Annotated in this window: 16 protein-coding genes; 13 read left to right on the forward strand and 3 right to left on the reverse strand. The window is 54.3% G+C overall.

Annotated elements, in window-relative coordinates; genetic code table 11:
- Window positions 1–38 precede the first annotated feature (38 nt).
- From ACO2Q8_RS00295 to ACO2Q8_RS00345, 11 genes are all read left to right on the forward strand, one after another.
- On the forward strand, window positions 39–1067 hold the full coding sequence (locus ACO2Q8_RS00295; RefSeq protein WP_423342769.1) for a hypothetical protein: 1029 nt from the start codon (window positions 39–41) through the stop codon (window positions 1065–1067).
- A gap of 148 nt (window positions 1068–1215) precedes the next feature.
- Entirely contained in the window at window positions 1216–2253 is a 1038-nt protein-coding gene (locus ACO2Q8_RS00300; protein ID WP_423342770.1) for a hypothetical protein, read from the forward strand.
- Between the two features lie 119 nt (window positions 2254–2372).
- Complete coding sequence (locus ACO2Q8_RS00305) at window positions 2373–2876, forward strand: hypothetical protein (protein WP_423342771.1); 504 nt, start codon at window positions 2373–2375, stop codon at window positions 2874–2876.
- A gap of 161 nt (window positions 2877–3037) precedes the next feature.
- Window positions 3038–4117 (forward strand): agmatine deiminase family protein, encoded by a 1080-nt coding sequence (locus ACO2Q8_RS00310; RefSeq protein ID WP_423342772.1) that lies wholly within the window; start codon window positions 3038–3040, stop codon window positions 4115–4117.
- Window positions 4117–4455 (forward strand): n-acetylglutamate synthase, encoded by a 339-nt coding sequence (locus ACO2Q8_RS00315; RefSeq protein ID WP_423342773.1) that lies wholly within the window; start codon window positions 4117–4119, stop codon window positions 4453–4455. The genes ACO2Q8_RS00310 and ACO2Q8_RS00315 overlap by 1 nt, the downstream gene beginning before the upstream one ends.
- A gap of 9 nt (window positions 4456–4464) precedes the next feature.
- Complete coding sequence (locus ACO2Q8_RS00320; RefSeq protein ID WP_423342774.1) at window positions 4465–5148, forward strand: hypothetical protein; 684 nt, start codon at window positions 4465–4467, stop codon at window positions 5146–5148.
- 122 nt (window positions 5149–5270) lie between these two features.
- Window positions 5271–7598 carry a peptidylprolyl isomerase gene (locus ACO2Q8_RS00325; RefSeq protein ID WP_423342775.1) on the forward strand — a complete coding sequence of 776 codons (2328 nt, stop codon included), beginning with the start codon at window positions 5271–5273 and terminating at the stop codon, window positions 7596–7598.
- 99 nt (window positions 7599–7697) lie between these two features.
- Complete coding sequence (locus tag ACO2Q8_RS00330) at window positions 7698–9059, forward strand: foldase protein PrsA (protein ID WP_423342776.1); 1362 nt, start codon at window positions 7698–7700, stop codon at window positions 9057–9059.
- 131 nt (window positions 9060–9190) lie between these two features.
- Window positions 9191–10156 carry an AAA family ATPase gene (locus tag ACO2Q8_RS00335; RefSeq protein WP_423342777.1) on the forward strand — a complete coding sequence of 322 codons (966 nt, stop codon included), beginning with the start codon at window positions 9191–9193 and terminating at the stop codon, window positions 10154–10156.
- Window positions 10157–10306: 150 nt separating this feature from the next.
- Window positions 10307–12760 (forward strand): carboxypeptidase regulatory-like domain-containing protein, encoded by a 2454-nt coding sequence (locus ACO2Q8_RS00340; RefSeq protein WP_423342778.1) that lies wholly within the window; start codon window positions 10307–10309, stop codon window positions 12758–12760.
- 51 nt (window positions 12761–12811) lie between these two features.
- Window positions 12812–14104: a serine hydrolase gene (locus tag ACO2Q8_RS00345; RefSeq protein ID WP_423342779.1), complete on the forward strand. Its 1293-nt coding sequence runs from the start codon at window positions 12812–12814 to the stop codon at window positions 14102–14104.
- A gap of 468 nt (window positions 14105–14572) precedes the next feature.
- On the opposite strand, the gene pafA is transcribed toward ACO2Q8_RS00345, so the two are convergent.
- Complete coding sequence (gene pafA / locus ACO2Q8_RS00350; protein ID WP_423342780.1) at window positions 14573–16267, reverse strand: alkaline phosphatase PafA; 1695 nt, start codon at window positions 16265–16267, stop codon at window positions 14573–14575.
- Between the two features lie 88 nt (window positions 16268–16355).
- Between pafA and ACO2Q8_RS00355 the strand changes: the two genes are divergently transcribed.
- Window positions 16356–17081, forward strand: coding sequence for a fatty acid desaturase (locus tag ACO2Q8_RS00355; RefSeq protein ID WP_423342781.1), 726 nt, complete (start codon window positions 16356–16358; stop codon window positions 17079–17081).
- An 86-nt stretch (window positions 17082–17167) separates the two neighbouring features.
- Here the strand turns inward: ACO2Q8_RS00355 and ACO2Q8_RS00360 are convergent, their stop codons facing one another.
- Window positions 17168–18142: a polyprenyl synthetase family protein gene (locus ACO2Q8_RS00360; protein ID WP_423342782.1), complete on the reverse strand. Its 975-nt coding sequence runs from the start codon at window positions 18140–18142 to the stop codon at window positions 17168–17170.
- A 177-nt stretch (window positions 18143–18319) separates the two neighbouring features.
- Here ACO2Q8_RS00360 and ACO2Q8_RS00365 point away from each other — a divergent pair, with 177 nt between their 5' ends.
- Window positions 18320–19237, forward strand: coding sequence for a patatin-like phospholipase family protein (locus ACO2Q8_RS00365; RefSeq protein ID WP_423342783.1), 918 nt, complete (start codon window positions 18320–18322; stop codon window positions 19235–19237).
- Window positions 19238–19243: 6 nt separating this feature from the next.
- Here the strand turns inward: ACO2Q8_RS00365 and ACO2Q8_RS00370 are convergent, their stop codons facing one another.
- On the reverse strand, window positions 19244–20383 hold the full coding sequence (locus tag ACO2Q8_RS00370) for a DUF692 family multinuclear iron-containing protein (protein ID WP_423342784.1): 1140 nt from the start codon (window positions 20381–20383) through the stop codon (window positions 19244–19246).
- Between the last annotated feature and the right edge of the window lie 15 nt (window positions 20384–20398).

Genomic DNA, 20398 nt, shown 5'->3' on the forward strand with positions numbered 1-20398 from the left:
CCGTTAAACGTTTAACCTTAAACATCAAACAATAAAAAATGGCTTCAACTCCTGATTTTTCACAAGTGGGTGGCCGAACCGACGACGGCGACAAGCGCTCGTTCTGGAGCCGCCCCGAGGGCATCGCCGGGATGTTCTTTCTGGCCGCTATAGGCGCAATGGGACTGGTCTATTTCAACCGGATTGTCGAATTTCTGATTCGGGTGACCGAAAATACACTCTATCTGGCCGGTTTATTGGCCGTGCTAGGCTTCCTCATCTTCCTGTTTACGAGCAAGGACGTCCGGACGGCGGTTTTCTTTCTGTACAAAACCCTGATGCGGAAACTAACCGGGTTTGTCATCGAACTTGATCCGATTGCGATCATGAAAATTTACGTCGAGGATCTGAAAGACAAACGGCGGAAAATGCAGGGACAAATCGACACGCTGGCCGGGCAACTTGTCAAGCTGAACCGGAAAATTTCGGACAACAACGAAGCCATCAAGCAGAAGTTTGCCGAAGCCAACAAAGCCAATAGCATAGCCGACCGACCCGGCATGCGGGAAGCGGCCCAGTTAGCCACTATCGAAGGCGCCGGTTTGCAGGAAATGAACGAAAAACTGTTTCCGCTGCAGCGCAACATGAAAACCGTACTGGAATTCATGGAAAAAGTCAACAAAAGCGCCGACTACATCATCAAGGAAACAGAAATCAAGGTCAAACTGAAAGAAGCCGAATATCAGATCGTTAAGGAAAGCTCGAACGCCCTGCGGACGGCCATCAGCATCTTCAAAGGCAATCCCGATAAGAAGTTTTACTTCGACGAGTCGATGGAATACATCCAGGATGACATGAGTAAAAAGCTCGGCGAGATGAAGCGCGCCATGGATATGTCGATGGACTTTATCAACTCGGTCGACATCCAGAACGGTATTTTGTCGGACAAAGGGCAAGCGCTGCTCGAAGCCTACAACCAGGGCCAGTTCAAACTCGTCCAGCTCAACGAACAAACGCCCCCGCCCGTCCCCGCCAACCGCTCCGTCAATCCTCCGAAAGACGAAGGCTACCGGAGTCTGTTGGAATAATTGAGTGAATTGTGAATGAGCGATTGAGTGAATAGCTCCGCAGGAAGCCAATACGTTGGCGCATTTATCTACTCAATCACTCATTCACAATTCCCTCAATAATGAATTCACTCAATCGCTCATTCACTCATTCACTCAATAAAAAAATATGCAACGCTTAACCGTCGCCGGAAGGCTTTTGATTACGGCCCTGATTCTGGCCGCTATTTACTTCGGTTTTAAATACATCGGCGGAGTCGATCTGCTGAAAAAACTCTCATCAAAAGAAAAAACCGAACAATCGGCCGACTCGCCCACGATGCCGTCGGGCTCGTCGGAGTCCACCGAAGAAACCGCATCGAGTTCAGCCTCCGACACCGAAGCCACGGATGAAGGCGGTTCCCGGTCCACGTTCAACTACACGCCCCCAGCCCCGGAAAATGGCAAGCTGAAAGGCGTGGTTGAACTGGGAGCCAGCGGTTTTAACTCGTTCATTATCAACGTTGATCCAAAAAAGAACTGGAAGTTGGAAAAAGCCGAGTTCGGCAATAGCCTGGTGCTCGAAAACATGGCGACCGATCAAGACATCCGGGAAGGCCTGAAAAAGTACATTGCCCAGATGCTCAACTTCGGCGTGGCCGGTCGCGACATTCACTTTGTGGTCAGCTCGGGTGCCGTCAAAGCCGATAATACGCAGAAAATTATCCGAGCGCTGAAGTCGCTGAACTACGTGGTCAATACCGTGACGCCCGAACAGGAAGGCAAGCTGGCACTGCGGTCGGTGCTGCCGAAGGACTTTGAAAGCAATGCCTTTGTCGTCGACATTGGCTCCGGTAACACGAAGATTTCCTGGAAAGACGGCGGCCAAACGAAGGCCCTGGAAAGCTACGGTGCCAAATACTTCCAGAACGGCGACGACGATGCGAAAGTTTACGATGAAGTGAAAGCCAAAGCGGAAGAAGTGCCGTCGGGCAACCGCAAAACCTGCTTCATCATCGGCGGGGTGCCCTTCGAACTGGCGAAGCAGGTCCGCAACGGCAAGGAACGCTACACGGTTTTGAACGCTCCGGCCGCGTACAAGGCCACCGAAGCCAAGACCAAAGCCGGGGTGAACATCTACAAAGCCATCGCCGACGGCACCAACTGCGACCAGTTCGTATTCGACTGGGATGCAAACTTCACAATTGGGTATTTGCTGACGTTGTAATTTGTATTGTTTCGCGGAGATTAGCGGAGTTGTTTAGAGTTAAGCGGAGATTTTTAAGAAATAATTCTCTGCTTAACTCTAAACAACTCCGCTAATCTCCGCGAAATAACCTCTTGAAAATGACCCTCCAGGATTTCTTCAACGCTGTATCTACCAACCCTGCCCTGCTGACGGTTTTGCTGCTGTCGGTTCCGGCGCTGGCGTTCGTGGTCAATCTATGGTCGGGCGAGCGGGCGGAGGAAATCTGGCGGTGGCGGTTTGTGTATGCCACACTGGTGTACCTGGCCTGCGTTCCCGGTATTTTTGCGCTGACGCTCAATATCTACCTGTTTCTGTTCGAGCGTCAAAGCATCTGGCGCACGAACCTCGTCACGCAGGTGTTGCCGGTACTCACGATGGTCGCGACACTCCTCCTCATCAAGCGAAAACTGCCGTTCGACTACATCCCCGGTTTTGGCAAACTATCCGGTTTCATGACGCTGATTGCGGCCGTTATTGGCATTCTCTGGTTTATCGACCGCACCCGGATTTACGCCGTCACCTACATCCCGTTTGCTTACATCCTGATTGGTTTTGTCGGACTGCTCTTGCTGATTCGGTTTGGCTGGAGCAAGTTGTTTTAGTCAGTTTTAGGTAGTAGCTCAATCTGGCCCGTCATTTTTTCCTCAAATCAGGCTTTTAAATACTTCCTTCATTTATACTCAAAGTGGCAGTCTTTTATACAGACAAGCCATCAATCCTACAATTTTTGTAGTTTTGCGACAAAATTGGCGTTTGTTGACACATGGCTATTGATTCTCTCAAACATACATCGAGCAGTCTTTTCATCCCCGCTCAGCACGGTTTTTATTTTCCGGCTGAATGGCACTCGCACGTCGCGACCTGGCTCAGTTGGCCGCATACCGAAGCCTCCTGGTCAAACGAACGGCAGGAGTTGATGTTTCCGGCCTATATCGAGTTTATCCGGACCATCAGCCAGAGCGAGCAGGTCTGCATCAACGCCCACAACGAAACCGTCATGCAGGCGGCTAAAATGCGGTTGTTGCTGGCCGGAGTCGACCTGTCGAACGTCACGCTGCTCCCCCATCCCACCAACGATTCCTGGTGTCGCGACCATGGCCCGGCCTTTCTGATCAACCCGATTTCGAAGGAACGGATGATCGTCAACTGGGGCTACAACGCCTGGGGCGGCAAGTATCCACCCTACGACCGCGATGACTTGATTCCGGTCGAGATTGCGCATTACCGGGGCTTGCCGTACGTCAATCCGGGCATCGTCATGGAAGGCGGTTCGGTCGAGTTCAACGGCAGGGGGACGGTTTTGACCAGCCGGGCCTGTCTGCTGAACCAAAACCGCAATGCCCACCTGACCCAGGCGCAGATCGAGCGGTTTTTGTGCGATTACTACGGTGTCGAGCAGGTATTGTGGGTCGAAGAAGGCATCGTGGGCGACGATACCGACGGACACATCGACGACACGGTCCGGTTTGTGAACGAAGATACCGTCGTGGTGGCAACGGAAACCAATCCGAACGACGAAAACTACGCGTTCCTGGAAGAGATTCACCGGGATCTGAAGGCAATGCGGCTCCCGAACGGCAAGCAACTGAACATCGTGGAATTGCCGATGCCTGACCCAGTGATCAGCGACGACCTGCGGCTTCCGGCCTCTTACGCCAACTTTTACATTTCGAACGGCACCGTGATTGTGCCCACGTTCCGGTGCGCGAAGGACCAAACCGCCCTCGATATTCTGGAACGTTGTTTCCCCGACCGGAAAGTCGTCGGCATCGATGCCACCGAAATCGTCTGGGGATTGGGCACTTTTCATTGTTTAAGCCAACAGGAACCCGCTATCGACTGATGCAGTATAACCAGAAACTTTTTCGCTCCATTGCCAATACCGAAAACGGCGAAGTGAGTGCTGCAACCACGTTCTGGTATCACCAGGAAGGCGAGGTCGTCTGGGCCGACTACCGGGGCGGCTCGGTGGTCAAAGGGCACCTGATCGCGAAAATTCTGCCTGGTGGCGAACTGGACATGGTCTACCAACACCTGAACACGGGCGGGGAATTTCGGACGGGCGTTTGCCATTCGATTCCCGAACTACTGCCCGATGGGCGCATTCGGTTGCACGAACGCTGGCGGTGGACCAACGGCGACGGTTCGGAAGGCACCTCGATTATTGAAGAAGTTCGCTGATTGACTCGTATGAAACTGTACCATCTCGTCCTGATTTTGCTCCTTTCGGCCTGCGCCAGCCCCAAACCGCTGACCGCCGAAATGAAGCTGGGTAGCCTGAAAGCCGTCAACCTCGAAGAAACCATCACCCGGAAAGACGAGCTGATGATGACCTGGTCGCTGACGGCCTTCGACAGTCGGAATAAGCTGGTGGGCGTAGCTTCCAGCGCCTGGGGCGTCGAAACCATCAGGAAAGGGGCGGTTTTATCGTTCGCCAGTCAGGCGCCGGTCCAGGTGATGATTCCGAAAGGCGGCAAGGTTGTTGCTTCTCTGGTACTGATCGAAGTCGATGATTACACCCAGGCGCAGCAGTTGATCCGGCGGATTCGCGACATCAACGGCTGGATGCAGGTTCCGGCCGGTTTTTTCGAACTGGGTACGGAATTATTGACGCCCCTGAAATACGTGACTACGGCGCTGACGGCTGCGGGGCTGGGGGTTCAGGTGGCCGACCGGCTGGACAAAGACGACATCCTCGGCCAGAGCAGCGTCGAGATTCACGATCAGGCCGATTCCCGCAAAACGAAATCGCCGTCGGTCACTCACGTTCCGGCCCGGTTTACGGGGCGGCATCTGCGCGATTCGTTCGAATATGCCGTTGAATACGACATTCACCTGAAACGCATGAAAATAAAGCCTGCTTCAGGACGTTAAAATTAGATAGAACATGTAAACAAACGATGCACTGTCTTTCGTCCAGGTTCTACGTTCCAGGCTCCGTGTGCACTAATCCCAACAAACCGTATTTATCGTACTTACCGCAATTGTTTTCCGTTTTGACTTCCATTCGACTCTCCCAAAAAGCACCCGGCGTTCTACTTTTCTGCACCTTACTGGCGGGCTGCAAATCCTCCGCGCCGGTGGTGACCAAAGCGCCTGAGCCCGTCATTCTGAAGCTGGGGACCAAGGCGTTTACGACCGATGAGTTTTTTCAGTCGTTTACCAAAAACCAGATCAGCGGAGATTCATCGCGCCGGACCGATTTGCGTGAATACATCGATCTGTTCACAAACCTGAAGTTGAAAGTGCTGGCCGCCGAACAGGAAGGCCGGGATACCACGGAAGGTTTTCGGGAAGAGATTGCAACCTACCGTAAACAATTGGCTCAGTCGTACCTCAACGATAAAGAGGTCATTGAACGATTAACAGCCGAAGCGTACGAGCGATTGAAAGAGGAAGTCAGCGTTTCGCATATTTTATTCGCTGTGCCGGAAGATGCCGCCCCGGCCGACACCCTGGCGGCTTACCAGTCCGCGTTCGATGTGCGGAAACAACTGCTGGCTGGGACCGATTTTTCAACAGCCGCCCGCCAATACTCAAAAGACCCGACAGCCGCCACCAACGGCGGGCATCTGGGCTATCTGACGGCTTTTCAGGTAGTGTACCCCATCGAAACGGCCGCTTACACGACACCAGTCGGCAGCATCTCGGCTCCGGTTCGTTCCCGTTCGGGTTATCACCTGGTGAAAGTGCTTGACAAACGACCCAGCCGGGGCAAGGTGCAGGTGGCACACATTTTGGTCAGGATCAGCCCGAGCGCAGCGAGTTCAGGTGCCGGTGACGAAGGGCAGAAAGCCGCCAAAGCCCGCATCGATGAAGCCTATACCCGGTTAGAAAAAGGCGAACCGTTCGACGCCCTGGTGAAAGAGTTTTCCGACGACCGCGAGTCGCGCAACTCCGGCGGGGTGTTACCCGTCTTTGGAGTGGGGCAGATGGTACAGCCGTTCGAAGAAGCGGCCTACAGCCTGACCAAACCGGGCAGCTATTCGAAACCGTTCCAGAGCAATTACGGCTGGCACATTGTCCGGCTGATCGAGCGGCAACCCCTGGAATCGTTCGAGTCGATGGCGAGCACCCTGCGGCAAAAAGTAGTCACCGATACACGGGGCGAAATTGTCCGGCAAGCCCTCGTTGAACGGCTCCGGAAAACCTATTCCGTGGTCGAATCACCCGATGTGCTGGTCAAAACGCTGGCCCTGGCCGACAGCAGTTTGCTGGCCGGAAAATGGAAATTACCAGCTAAACTGGACCCGGCAATTGACAAAAAACCGATTGTGCTCGTGAATAAGCAGCCCTACACAGCCAACGAGTTTCTGGAAACCGTCGTCCGGCGGCAACAGCCCCGCCGAGCGCCCGCGTCGTCGGCCACGGTGCAGATGGAGCGGTTGTTCCGGCGGTTTGTCGACGATAAGCTGATTGAACAGGAAGAAGCCGGGTTGGAAAAAAAATACCCGGAATTCCGGTCATTGATGAACGACATTCGCGATGGGGTGCTGCTCTCGCAGGTGATGGAAACCAACGTCTGGGAAAAGTCTCTGACCGATTCGCTGGGGCAACGGACGGTTTATGACGCCAACAGGGAAAAATACCGCTACGACCAGCGGGCAGTAGCTTCGGTGCTGGTTGCGTCCAACGATGAAACGGTTCAACAGGCATCGGAAATGCTGGCAAAAAGTCCGTATCCGCTTCGTCGGTCGGTGGAAGAATTGGCTTATGGCGTCAACCAAACGGCGCTGACACCCCGTCAGCGGGAAACGTTGTTTGATCTGTTGGTGTTAATGATCAAGAATTCGGATTACATTGTGGAAGTCGCGGGCTCGGCCGACCCGACCGAACGGGACACGGTTTCGGCCAGCCGAATTCGGACGGTGGTTAACTTCCTGACGGCCAACCGCATCCCCATTGTCCGGATCATGGAAAAAGACCACGGCAAGTTTCGGCCGGGTACAACGGGCAAAAATGACAAGGCCCGGCGCGTGACGTTTCAGTTGTATTCGACGTCCAAAAAAGACGTAGAGAAGATTCTGAATGCGAAAGAACCGGGGACCGTCAAGCTCACCGAAGGTATTTTTGCCAAAGGGACCAATCCTTACCTCGATGCCGTCAACTGGGAACCGGGTACAACAACCATCCGGCGTGACGGCAAGGTGGCCCTGATCACCATCGACCGGGTGGAAGCCCCCCGGACGAAAACGTTTGAGGAAGCTCGGGGCGCCGTTATCAACGACTACCAGGCGATACTGGAAAAGCAGTGGCTCGACCGACTGAAGCAGCAGTATCCCGTTCAATTGAACGAGGAAGAAGTCCGGAAGCTGGCGAAATAATCAGATTCTTAACATGTTTTAACAGATTCGGCAGTTAATTCTATCAATAATTCTTGCCGAAATCCGTAATATTGGATAACAAACCTGAATACGATTTTAATGAAATCACCTCTTTTCTTCCTTTGCATGCTGGCTATGCTGCTGGCTTTGGGAACCTCGCCCGGTTTTTCGCAGGGAAAAGGCATTAGTTTGAACAAGATCATTGCGAAAGTCGACAACTATTATGTCCTGAAATCGGATCTTGAGCAAACCCGCCAGTCGTACGCGCAGCAGAACCAGAAAGCCCCGGCCGACTGCCAGATTCTGGAAAGCCTGGTGGTGCAGAAAGTGCTGCTGGCCAAGGCCGAGATTGACTCCGTGACGGTCGACGACAAGCTTATCGACAGCCAGATGGACAGCCGGATGTCGTACATGGTGCAACAATTCGGTTCGGAGAAGAACCTGGTGGAAGCCTACGGCAAGAGCATTGAAGCCCTGAAAAGCGAACTCCGCTCGGAGGTAAAGGAACAGATGCTGGGCCAACGGATGCAGACTAAAATCACGGACGAAGTAAAGGTCAGCCCGAACGAAGTCCGGAAGTTTTTCAACGCAATCCCGAAAGACAGTTTGCCCTATATTCCGGCCGAGGTCGAAATTGGCCACATCGTCCGGCTGGCGAAAGTGACCAAGGAACAGCGCGACGAACTGCGGAAACGCCTGCTGGCCCTGCGGGAGCGTGTCGAAAAAGGGGAAGACTTTGCTAAACTGGCGACTGAATTTTCGGAAGATGTGGGTTCGGCCCCGAAAGGCGGGAGCCTCGGTTTTGCCAAACGGGGGGCGATGGTACCCGAATTTGAGGGAGCCGCCCTGAAGCTGAAACCGGGCGAAATGTCGGACATTGTGGAGTCGGAATACGGGCTTCACCTGATTCAGTTGATCGAGGTTCGCGGGGCGGAATACCACGCCCGGCACATTCTGCTCCGGCCCGACTACAACCGGCTCGACCTGTCGGAACCCCGGCGGTTTCTGGACAGCCTGCGCACGCTGATCGTGGCCGATAGTATCAAGTTTGAAAAAGCCGCCAAAGACTTCTCCGAAGACAAAGCCACCGCCGACGCGGGCGGGGTCATCCGCGATCCGCAGTCGAATAGCTCCCTCCTGCCGCTGGATCAGAACATGGACTACACCTTGTACATGACGCTGGACACCATGAAAGTAGGCTCCATCAGCCAACCGATGGATTACCGCCTTGAAGACGGCAAAAGCGCCGTTCGGCTGCTGTATTACAAACGGAAGGTCGCCCCGCATACAGCCAGCATTAAGGACGATTACGAAAAAATTGCCAACATCGTTCTGGTCAACAAGAAGAACAAAGCCATCGACGAATGGTTCCGAAAAGCCGTCAGCGATGTCTACATCAACGTCGATCCCGAGTACGAAAGTTGCCGAATTCTCGGCTCCGTTAAAACCGAAGGACCTTAAGGGAGTTAAGAGTTAAGAATGAAGAGTTATGAGTTGGCTCTGCCACTTTACAGGAAACGGCGGAGCCAACTCTTAACTCTTCATTCTTAACTCTTAACTCTTATTTCTTAACTCTTAACTCCTATCTCCCTGTGGTACAGTACAACTCTGATGTGGCGGCTGCTGAAGCGCTGAATGAAGCATATAAAAAATTAACCGGCGAGATTTCGAAGGTGGTCATTGGGCAGGAAGAAACCGTTCGGCTGTTGCTAACAGCCATTTTTTGCCAGGGACACTGTTTGCTGGTAGGCGTTCCGGGGCTAGCAAAAACATTGCTCATCCAGACCATTGCGGGGGCTCTCGACCTGAGTTTCAACCGGATTCAGTTTACGCCGGACCTGATGCCGTCGGACATTCTGGGTTCCGAAACACTCGATCAGGAACGGCGGTTCAAGTTCATCAAAGGACCGGTTTTTGCCAACATCATCCTGGCCGATGAGATCAACCGGACCCCGCCCAAGACGCAGTCGGCGCTGCTGGAAGCCATGCAGGAGTACGCCGTGACGATTGCCGGTCAGAAGTACCCGCTCGACCGCCCTTTCTTCGTACTGGCTACGCAGAACCCCATCGAACAAGAAGGAACCTATCCGCTGCCGGAAGCCCAGTTGGACCGGTTTATGTTCAATGTCTTTCTGGACTATCCGTCGTACAAATCCGAACTGGACATTGTTAAATCAACGACCTCCGACCAGCGCTATCAAGTGCAGAAAGTGATTTCGGGCGACGAGATCACGGCGTTCCAGCATCTGGTTCGTCGGGTGCCGGTCGTCGATAATGTGGTCGAGTACGCGGTTTCGCTGGTGCATAAAACCCGGCCCAATACTGAATTGGCCGCGCCGGATACGAATACATACCTCGAATGGGGTGCCGGACCACGGGCCTCTCAGTCGCTGATTCTGGCGGCCAAATGCAACGCGCTGCTCAATGGCAAATACTCGCCCGACATTGAAGACGTTCGGGCGGTCGCACTTCCGATTCTGCGGCACCGGATCGTCCGAAACTTCAAGGCCGAAGCGGAAGGCATCTCGGTCGAACAATTGGTTAAACGACTTCTCTAAACAACCTCAGGCGGATCGAAAAGTCCGCCTTTTCTTTTTATTTTAGATGAATTCGGGTGCGCATCGGCACCGGTTACTAAATCGGTTTGCATCCGTCTGAACGGACAGGTAAGTTGTGCCCAAAACCACGCTACTCCATACCTTTACCGGATGAAATACGTTTACAGTCTGCTTTTTTATACGGTTTTACTTTCTGTCTCTCATGCTCAGGCGGTTTTTACCCAAACCGTCCGGGGACGTGTCCTGGATAAAGAATCCAAATACCCCCTCAACGACGTCAGCGTGCAGCTTCTGGAAACTGCCGGTTCATCGGTTTTAGGAACTACGACCGATTCGCTGGGCCGGTATCGCATCCCGAACGTGCCGGTGGGTCGGCGAACGATTCGGATTTCCCGAATTGGGTACAAAGAGGCCCTGCTGAACAACATCGTCATCGATGCCGGGCGCGAAACGGTTCTGGATGTCGAACTGGAAGAAGCTATCACCGAACTGACCGGTGTGACCGTCAAAGCCCAGCGTACCGGCGACGCTCGGAATGAAATGGCGGTTGTGTCGGCCCGGCAGTTTACCGTCGACGAAGCCGAACGCTACGCCGGAAGCCGGGGCGAACCCGCCCGGATGGCGTCGAACTTCGCCGGGGTTCAGGGGGCCGATGACTCCCGCAACGACATCGTGATCCGGGGCAACTCGCCAAGCGGAGTGCTGTGGCGCGTCGAGGGCGTCAGCATTCCGAACCCCAACCACTTCGCCATCGCCGGAACGACGGGCGGCCCGGTCAGCATCATCAGCAACAAAATGCTGGCGAACTCCGACTTTTTTACGGGCGCTTTTCCGGCCGAATATGGCAATGGGATTGCCGGAGTATTTGATTTGCGGCTTCGTAACGGCAACAATGAGAAGCACCAGCGCATGGTTCAGTTTGGTTTTCTGGGCACCGAGGCAGCCCTCGAAGGGCCGCTTTCCCGCCAAACCGGCTCGTCGTATTTCGTGACCTACCGCTACGCCAACCTCTGGCTGTTTAAAAAAGCCGGGATCGACATCGGCACCCAGGCCATCCCGACCTACCAGGATGCGTCGTTTCGGCTCAATTTCCCGCTCAAAAACAACGCCCGCATCGCGCTCTGGGGCTTCGGCGGCACCAGCACCATTGACCTGCTGATTAGCCAGCAGGAAGTGTCGGACCGGAATATTTTTGGGCAGAACGACCGCGACCAGTACTACACCTCGCGCATGGCCGTGGCCGGATTGACCTACGAAAAACCGCTCAACCCACGGACGTTCCTGAAAGCGACGCTGGCGGTTTCAGCCAATGCCCAGGATGCCAACCACAATTATCTTTTCTTTCAGTATGACGCCAATGGGCTTCCCGTCGTGGAGAACAATCGCTACAAAATTCTCAGCAAAGCACCCATTCTGGATTACCGGTTTTCGGAAACCAAGCCCTCGCTGGCGGCTTCGTTCAACCACAAGTTTAGCCCACGCAGCACGCTGAAAGCCGGTGTGAACACCGACCTTTACGCGTTCCATTTCCTCGACAGCGCCCGGGTGGTAATGCTCCAAACCGGCTCTCCGGCTCAGTTGGGCCCCTGGCAATACCGTTGGGATTCGCGCCGGACTGCCCTGTTGCTCCAGCCCTACGTGCAATGGCGAGTGAACCTCTCCGAACGACTGACCCTGAGCGCGGGGCTGACCAGCCTGTATTTCTCGCTGAACAAAAACAGTTTTTCACCCGTTGAACCCCGCGCCGGGCTGGCCTGGGATTTGGGCAATCGGCAAAAACTCAGTGTAGCCGCCGGGCTGCATAGCCAGATTCAACCCACGTACACCTATTTTTACGGCGAAGACCTACGCAACCCACAATCGCTGAGCAAGTTGTTAAACCAGGAGGTCGGTCTGACCAAAAGCTGGCATTACGTGACGGCCTACGACCGGCTACTGGGCCGGAATCTGCGGCTGAAACTGGAAGCATATTACCAGCGGTTGTTCAGCGTGCCGGTCGAGGAGCAACGCAGTTCGTTCTCGATCCTGAACACCGGTTCCGGTTTTTCGCGGGTGTTTCCGGGCAAGCTGGTCAATACCGGAACCGGACGGAATTACGGAGCCGAATTGACGCTGGAGAAATTCTTCAGCGACGGTTACTATTTTCTGGTGACTGGTTCGCTGTTCGATGCCAAATACAAAGGCTCCGACGGCGTTTTGCGAAATACGGACTTCAACGGCAAATACGCTTTCAACGCCCTGTTTGCCAAGGAATTTACCTTCCGTAAAACCAGCCTGAACGTCGGGGCTAAATTCACGGCGGTCGGTGGGCGCTGGTACGGGCCGGTCGATGAAGCGCGGTCGCAGGCGGCTCAGGAAATCATTTACCAGAGCGCCGGACGCAACACGCTCCAGTTTCCGGATTACCGCCGGTTTGACCTGAAAGTCGATTACAAAATCAACCGCAAGAGCCTGACGCATACCATCGCCGTCGACCTGGTCAACCTCCTCGGCATCGAAAACATCCTGACGCTCAGTTACGCCCCCCAGCCCGATGGCTCGTTCATCAAGCGCGAATACCAGTTGGGTTTCCTGCCGGTTTTTTATTACCGGGTGGATTTTTGATCTTTACCCTCACCCCCCTTCAGGGGGTTGGGGGTATTTCCAAACTTCGCCATGTACAACCTATTCTGTTTTCTATTCCTTTGTCTATTAACATTTTCCGCCCAGGCTCAGCCACGCACTGACGCGTTTCTGGTCGATTTGTTTGCCAAAAATCCGCATCCGGTTTTTCGGGAAGTCATTCAGCATCCGGACAAATACCGGCTGCAAATCATCTACACGCGCATCGACCGCGACAGCCGGAACCAGCCGACGTTTACGGACTATTTTTTCCACGTCGACAGCACGGCCTACTTCAATCCGGCGTCGACCGTCAAACTGCCGCTGGCGCTGTTGTCGCTCGAAAAACTCAACCAACTCAACCGCCCCGAGGTTACCAAGTACACGGCCATGCAATTCGACAGCGCCTACCGGGGCCAGACCCGGGAATGGCACGATCCGACGTCGGAAAGCGGTTTTCCGTCCATCGCGCATTTCATCAAAAAAGCCTTTCTGGTCAGCGACAACGACGCTTATAGCCGGATGTACGAATTTGTCGGCCAGCAAACCATCAACCGTGCGCTGCACGCCAAGGGCTACCGCGATACCCGCATCACGCACCGGTTTGTCCGGCTGACGCCCGAGGAAAACCGTCACACCAACCCCGTGCGGTTTATCCGGCCCGACGGCTCGTTGCTTTACGCCCAGCCCCCGGCCTACAACCCGGATGCGTTTGATTTCCGCCGAATCGACAAAATCGGGAAAGGCTACCTGAACGTCCGCGACAGCCTGGTGCTCGAACCGTTCGATTTTACGACCCGCAACAAATATCCGCTACCGGCTTTTCAGCAAACACTTCAATCGGTGCTGTTTCCGCGCTCGGTTCCGGCTTCGCAGCGGTTTTTGCTGACCGACGGGGATTACCGGCTGCTGCTTCAGTACCTCTCGCAGTTTCCTGGCGAAACCAACTACCCCAAGTACGACGCCGAACAATACTACGACAGCTACGTGAAATTCTTCTTCCGCGACAGCCTGCATCGGCGCTTGCCGGAGGGCGTGCGGGTGTTCAACAAAGTGGGCTGGGCCTACGGGTTTATGACCGATGCGTCGTACGTGGCCGATTTCAAAAACCGGGTCGAGTTCATGCTCGCGGCCACGCTTTACGTCAACGAAGACGAAATCCTGAACGACAACCGCTACGAATACGAAAGTGTAGCGCATCCGTTTCTGTACCAACTCGGCCAAACCATCTACCAATATGAACTAAACCGGAAACGCAAAAACCGCCCCGACCTGACCCGGTTTCAGCTTCCGTACGAAAAACGCCGGGAGGATGGAAGGGCGACGGTGCGGGATGTGGAGAATTGATGAACGATGTGGGCACAAGCTAAAAAGAGGAGGGCTTTATAATTAGCCAGCTTCTTTTCCCAGCGGATCAGCAAGCCCCGGTACTTGATATGGTCCTGATAGCCTAACAGACCAATCGTTGACCGCTGCAGCAAGCCATGTTTCCACAGGGTTTCAAACACGCCGGCCTGAGCCCAGACTTGATGGCGGTCGTGGACCGTCGAAGCGGCTCCCAATCACTTGAGGAGTGCTTTCCAGGGGCAACCCGTTCGCAGTCGATAGTAGATGGCGGCAAACATTTGTTGATTGGGTTTAGCTTTTCGGCCTGCTTGGCTCGTTTTTAGGGCTGTGGTAACAGGGGTTCAACGGCTAACCACAGCGACAAGGGTGGTAAATACGCCGAATTTATCTGATTCGCACCGGCGACCCGGTTCGTAGTCGAAAGCCTGCATGGGAGTAAGGTTGTGATGTCAGATACCACAAAATGGCTCACTTTGTCAGGCTTTCCCTATTTTCGGATAGACTCTTAATCGCTTCAAAAACCGGGTTGCCAATGTTTCCGCTCGGCTCCAGAATATGCAGTAGGGCCGAAACCGTCGAGGCAATGTCGGAAATATAGGTCCGGCGGGTTGTTTCGCCCGGTTTGACGCCCCAGCCGTAAAACAGCAGCGGTACGTGCGTGTCGTAGTTGAAAAGTGTTCCGTGCGAGGTGCCTCCTTTCTGGTAACCTTCCAGCCAGCCGGGTTGCGTCACCAGATACAGGTCGCCACTCCGTTTGGCGTTATACACATTTCGCAACAGCGGTACCCAGTATTCCGGTATTGACGCTGCGTTGATATCGTGGAGATTAATTACGTTCTGAATACCGGGTTCTTTCAGCAACGCCAGCCGCACCACTTCGGCCGCGTCGGCCATTTTGATTTTCTTTTCTCGCATCAGGTCGTGGTTCAGGTAGACTTGCCCATTGGCATTGCCAATCACCCATTTACCGGTGCCAAACGCATCAACCAGCGCTTTTTCGGTAGCCGCCCCAATGGTTTTTCCTTCCAGAAAACCGCCCGGCATCTTCATACTTTGTGAATACGCCGGATTATCAGCCGCGCCGTGGTCGGCCGACAAAAACGCCAGGTAATTGCCTTTCCCCACCTGCTCGTCAAGAGCCGTTAGCAGTTCGGCCATGACTTTATCCAGCCGCAGGTATTCATCCTCGATTTCAATGGACGATGGGCTGAACCGGTGCCCGATGGCATCCGGCGAAGAAAAGCTCACGCAGAGAAAATCCGTTTCCGGACCTTTGCCCATGTTTTCGCCTTTCAGGGCGGCCACGGCCATTTCTTTCGTTAATACATCGCCAAACGGGCTCGTCCGCAGGGCTTCGTATTTACTGCCCAGCGAGGCCACCGCCTGGTGCGGAAACACAGCTTTGGGTTCGCCCGCCAGCGGGTTTTCAAACGGTGTATCATCGATGGTGCTTTCCACGTACTGATCCAGCGGCAACACGGTTTCCCAGGCCTGTGCCAGGTACTTATCCGACAGCTTGCGGGCGTTGAATTCCTTGGCCCACTGCGGTTGCTCTTTCATGTAAAACGTACTCGAAATCCAGCTTCCGTCTTTGGAGTCGTACCAGTAAGCGGCATTGGCGGCATGTCCGGCGGGCAAGATGGCGCCCCGGTCTTTCATTGCCACGCCGATCACCTTCGAACGGCCTTGCGTCGCAACTTTCAACTGATCGGTAACGGTTGTGACGAGCAGGTTACGCGGGGACATTTTCCCGGCTGAGGTCGGACTGCCCGAAGCCGAAACCGCCGAAACCGTCGAGTCCTCAACGCAATACACCTCGCGATCCAGTCGCCGGTCGTACCAGTCATTGCCCACAATCCCCGAAATGGCCGGAGCCGAACCCGTATACACATGCGTATGGCCGGGGGCCGTGATCGTGGCTGCGTAATGATAATGGTTATTCCGCGCGTTGAAGCCGTCGCGCATCATCCGCTTAAAACCGCCTTCGCTATACTTATTGTAAAACCGATACAGGTAATCGTAGCGCATCTGGTCGACAACGATGCCAACAACCAGTTTTGGACGGCTCAGGGTGGAGGCTGGAACGGGGGCTTTTTTGGGGGCAGCTTGCCCAAACACCAGCGCGGGTGCTAGCAACAAAGCTGCAAAACGAACTACTTTCATGCGAGTTAAAAAATGGGGTCGGGTTTCCACCCCAAAAGTAGTGAACATTTCTGGTACACCTGGCGTTAGGCGTTAAAATGAATGTGAAATGATGCCACCCGCTATTGCCTTTAAACCGGCCCAGATCGGCAACCGGGGCCTGATGGCAGCCACGCTTATTTTGCTGTGCTGGTTTGGAATGCTGGCTTTTCTGCTTCAATATCCCATCAATTGGCAAAATCCGCTCACCTACGTTTGCGTGCTGATCCAGATGCACCTGTACACGGGCGTGTTCATTACCGCGCATGATGCCATTCACGGCGTGGTGACTCCCACCAACAAACGACTCAACCACGTCATCGGGTTTCTTTGCGCCACCTTGTTTGCCTTCAATAATTACCACCGGCTTAGCCGCAAACACCACCTGCACCATAAGCACGCAGCCACCGACGACGACCCGGATTTTCATGATGGCAACCCAAATTTTCTGGCCTGGTATTATAGTTTTTTGAAAGAATACATTTCGGTGGTCCAGATCGTGTTGATGGCTGTCACATACAACGTGCTGAAAATCTGGTTCCCGATGGAGAATCTGATTCTGTACTGGATGGTCCCGGCGGTTTTAAGCACCTTCCAGCTTTTCTATTTCGGCACCTACCTGCCGCACCGGGGAGAACACCACAATCCGCCCCACAACGCTCGCAGCCAGCAAATCAACCACGTCCGGGCGTTCCTGAGCTGCTACTTCTTCGGCTACCACGCCGAACACCACGCGTATCCTTATTTGCCCTGGTGGAAACTGCCCGAAGCAAGAGAAAAGAGTTCAGAGTTATGAATTAAGAGTTCAGAGTTGGCTCCGCCGTTTCCCGTAAAGTAGCGGAGCCAACTCTGAACTCTTAATTCATAACTCTGAACTCTTTTCTACTTGCTTCGCTCAATCGTGTATTGCACCAGTTGCTCCAGCGAGTTGCGGTATTTCGATTCGGGGAGGGTGAAGAGCAGGGCTTTGGCTTCGTCGACGTAGCGGGTCATGACTGTCGTGGCGTATTGAATACCGCCTGATTTCTTCACAAAGTCAATAACTTCGGCCACGCGCTTGGGGTTTTCGCTTTCGTTTTTGACGATGTTGATCATCCGGCGTTTTTCGAGCCAGGCCGCGTTGTTGAGGGCGTAAATCAACGGCAGGGTCATTTTCTTTTCCTTAATATCAATTCCGAGCGGTTTTCCGACTTCTACCTCGCCGTAATCGAAGAGGTCATCCTTAATCTGAAAGGCAATCCCGACTTTCTCGCCGAACAGCCGGGCGGTTTCGATTACCTCGGGCGAGGCATCCACGGAACGGGCACCCACTGCGCAGCAGGCCGAAATCAGGGATGCGGTTTTCTGGCGGATGATTTCGTAATAAACCGCTTCGGTAATGTCGAGCCGACGGGCTTTCTCGATTTGCAGCAACTCACCTTCGCTGATTTCCCGGACAGCCGTCGAGACAATTTTCAGCAGATCGAATTCGCTGTTATCCACCGACAGCAGCAGCCCGCGTGAAAGCAGGTAATCGCCCACCAGGACGGCAATTTTGTTTTTCCAGAGAGCGTTGATGGAGAAAAAACTCCGGCGGTAATTGGAGTCGTCGACCACGTCGTCGTGCACGAGCGTCGCCGTGTGCAGCAATTCGATCAGGGCCGCGCCCCGGTGCGTCGATTCGGTGATGGTGCCGCAGACTCCGGCGGTCAGAAACACGAACATTGGCCGGAGTTGCTTGCCCTTTCGGCGCACGATGTAGTTCATGATCTGGTCCAGCAACATGACTTCGCTTTTCATAAACTGCCGGAATTTGTGCTCAAATGTTTCCATTTCGGCAGCAATCGGCGCTTGTATGTCCCGGATCGATAGTGGCATTAGTACAAACCGGTCATCGGGTTAGACGAACGGTATTCAAGGCGCAAGTATACCACGGAAACACGAACATCAGGGCAAAACTGTAAAAAATTATGAATGATGAATGATGGATGATGAACGATGAAGCGAAAAGTTTTACATTCATCATTCATAATTTATCATTTATCATTCCACTTCATGCGTGCACTTGTTCTGGGGGGCGGTTCGCTCAAAGGAGCGTTTCAGGCCGGGGCTATTCAGGCCATTCTGGAAGGCGGTTTTGAGCCGGAAGCCATTTATGGTATCTCGGTCGGCAGTTTGAATGCGGTTTTCCTGGCCCACGAAGCCGGAAAGCAGTTTGCCGAACACGGCACGGTCGATTGGCCCAAAGCCGGTCGGCGGCTGATCGAGTTCTGGGTCCGGAACATTACCCGCCCCGAAGATGTAGCCGTGATTCGCTCGCGGTTCATGATGGGCTACAACACCCTGATGAGCCGGTTCGACGGACTGCTCGACAACGCGCCCCTGCAAAATTTGATTAAAGCTAATATCCAGCTTCCGACGCTCGTGAACAGCCCGGTCAAACTGAAAGTCGGGGCTGTCGATATTATTAAAGGCGATATGATTTACGCCAGCAACGACGATACCTCGATTCTGGATTACGTCATTGCCAGCAGTTCGCTGCCGTTTCTGATGCCCGCCGTCTGCATCGACAAAGACCCCCAGAAAATGTACCTCGACGGCGGTTTGCGGGAAGTGGCCCCGCTCCGGGAAGCCATCGACGACGGTGCCAATACCCTGGTTTGTGTGGCCTGCCACGCGAAACGGATTTTTACCGAGAAATTCAACTACCGCAGCCTGCTCAATCTGGTCGAGCGGGTGAAGGATATTACCGTTAACCAGCTCGTCAACAACGATATCGCCTGGGCCGAACGCTGGATCGAGCGCGAAAAACTGCGTGGCAAAGACATGCACCTGACAATCATCCGCCCGCATGAACCACTTTACCTGAACCTGATGCGGTTTTCGTCCGACGACATTGGCCGCCTGATCGTTCAGGGCTATCAGCACGCGACGGAAGTGCTCCGGGTCGAGGGCATTGAGCGGAAGGTGTGAACCAATTCAATCATCAAACCCGTTCCGCCACTTCTGAGCAATGGCAATGGCGGTTTCCAACATGGCAGGCTGCCAGCTTTCGACTTCCCAGGCCGAATTAGCCAGATTCGAAGTCGCCAGCAATGCCCGGGCGTGCTGACAGTCGGTTGCGGTTTCCAGAATCGCGGCTAAGGCTCGCTGCTGCTCGTACAGGCTTTGATCTTCCAGTGGTGGTTTTTGAGTCAAAATGGAAGAATCTGGCAAACAGGTCGGATGACCGGCAAAGTCAGCGGTTTTATTCGTTCCCTGCACGATGGCATTCAGACGCCGGAAGTCGGCGGCAAAACCGGCCTGGGCCTCGACGGTCTCCAGACTTCCGCCGATTTGTTCGAGCACAATGTACTTTATAGTCGGACAACGGTCGATTGCCGTTTCGAGCCAGTCGAACAGCCGGGCCGGTACCCGATCGTCGTGCGTATCGCGCCGAATCGTGCGGCCCGGTTCAATCGCCGACGGTTCCCAGCTTCCGCCCGACAGGTGAATTTCTCGCACCCGGTCCAGTGGGTAAAGCGCCAGCAAGTCCTCGAAAGAAACCTTGAAATTATGGTGCTGGCAATAGAGGTTATGCAGGTCCAGAATCAGAAAGCCATTCACCGGTTCGACCAGCCGGTGCAAATAATCGCCCTGCCGCTTCACCTCTTCGAGCGAATAGGCAAACGCCAGGTTTTCGAGCCCCGCCGGGCAGCTAGCCGCGTCCTGAATCCGCCGGAGCCGGTCCTGCCCGATGGCCAGCGTCGTAGCCGTCAGCGGCACACTGAGTGGAGCACCTTTGTGAAAATCGGCACCTGTCATGAAGCCAAAATGTTCGGTGACGTGGTCAAACCGGTACCGACCGGCGAGCGTTCGAAGCTGATTCAGCCAGGCCTGCTGCTCGGACGACCAGCGGCCCGAAAACAGCGAAAAAAACACGCCGTGGCCCACGAGCCGCCCGGCTTCGCCATACGTCCGGAGCAATTCATCAAACCAGTCGGGAAACGATTCGTACTGAAACAAGGTATCGAAGGCCCATTCCAGCGCGTCCACTTCCCCGGTTTCCCACAAAGGCAGACTGGCCTGCAAGAGGTGAACATCCCAGTTACAGGCCAGTGCCGCGTACCGTGCTGCCATTTCCTGTTCCGTATT

The sequence above is a fragment of the Larkinella sp. VNQ87 genome (genome assembly GCF_049445795.1).
Classification (GTDB): Bacteria; Bacteroidota; Bacteroidia; order Cytophagales; family Spirosomataceae; genus Larkinella.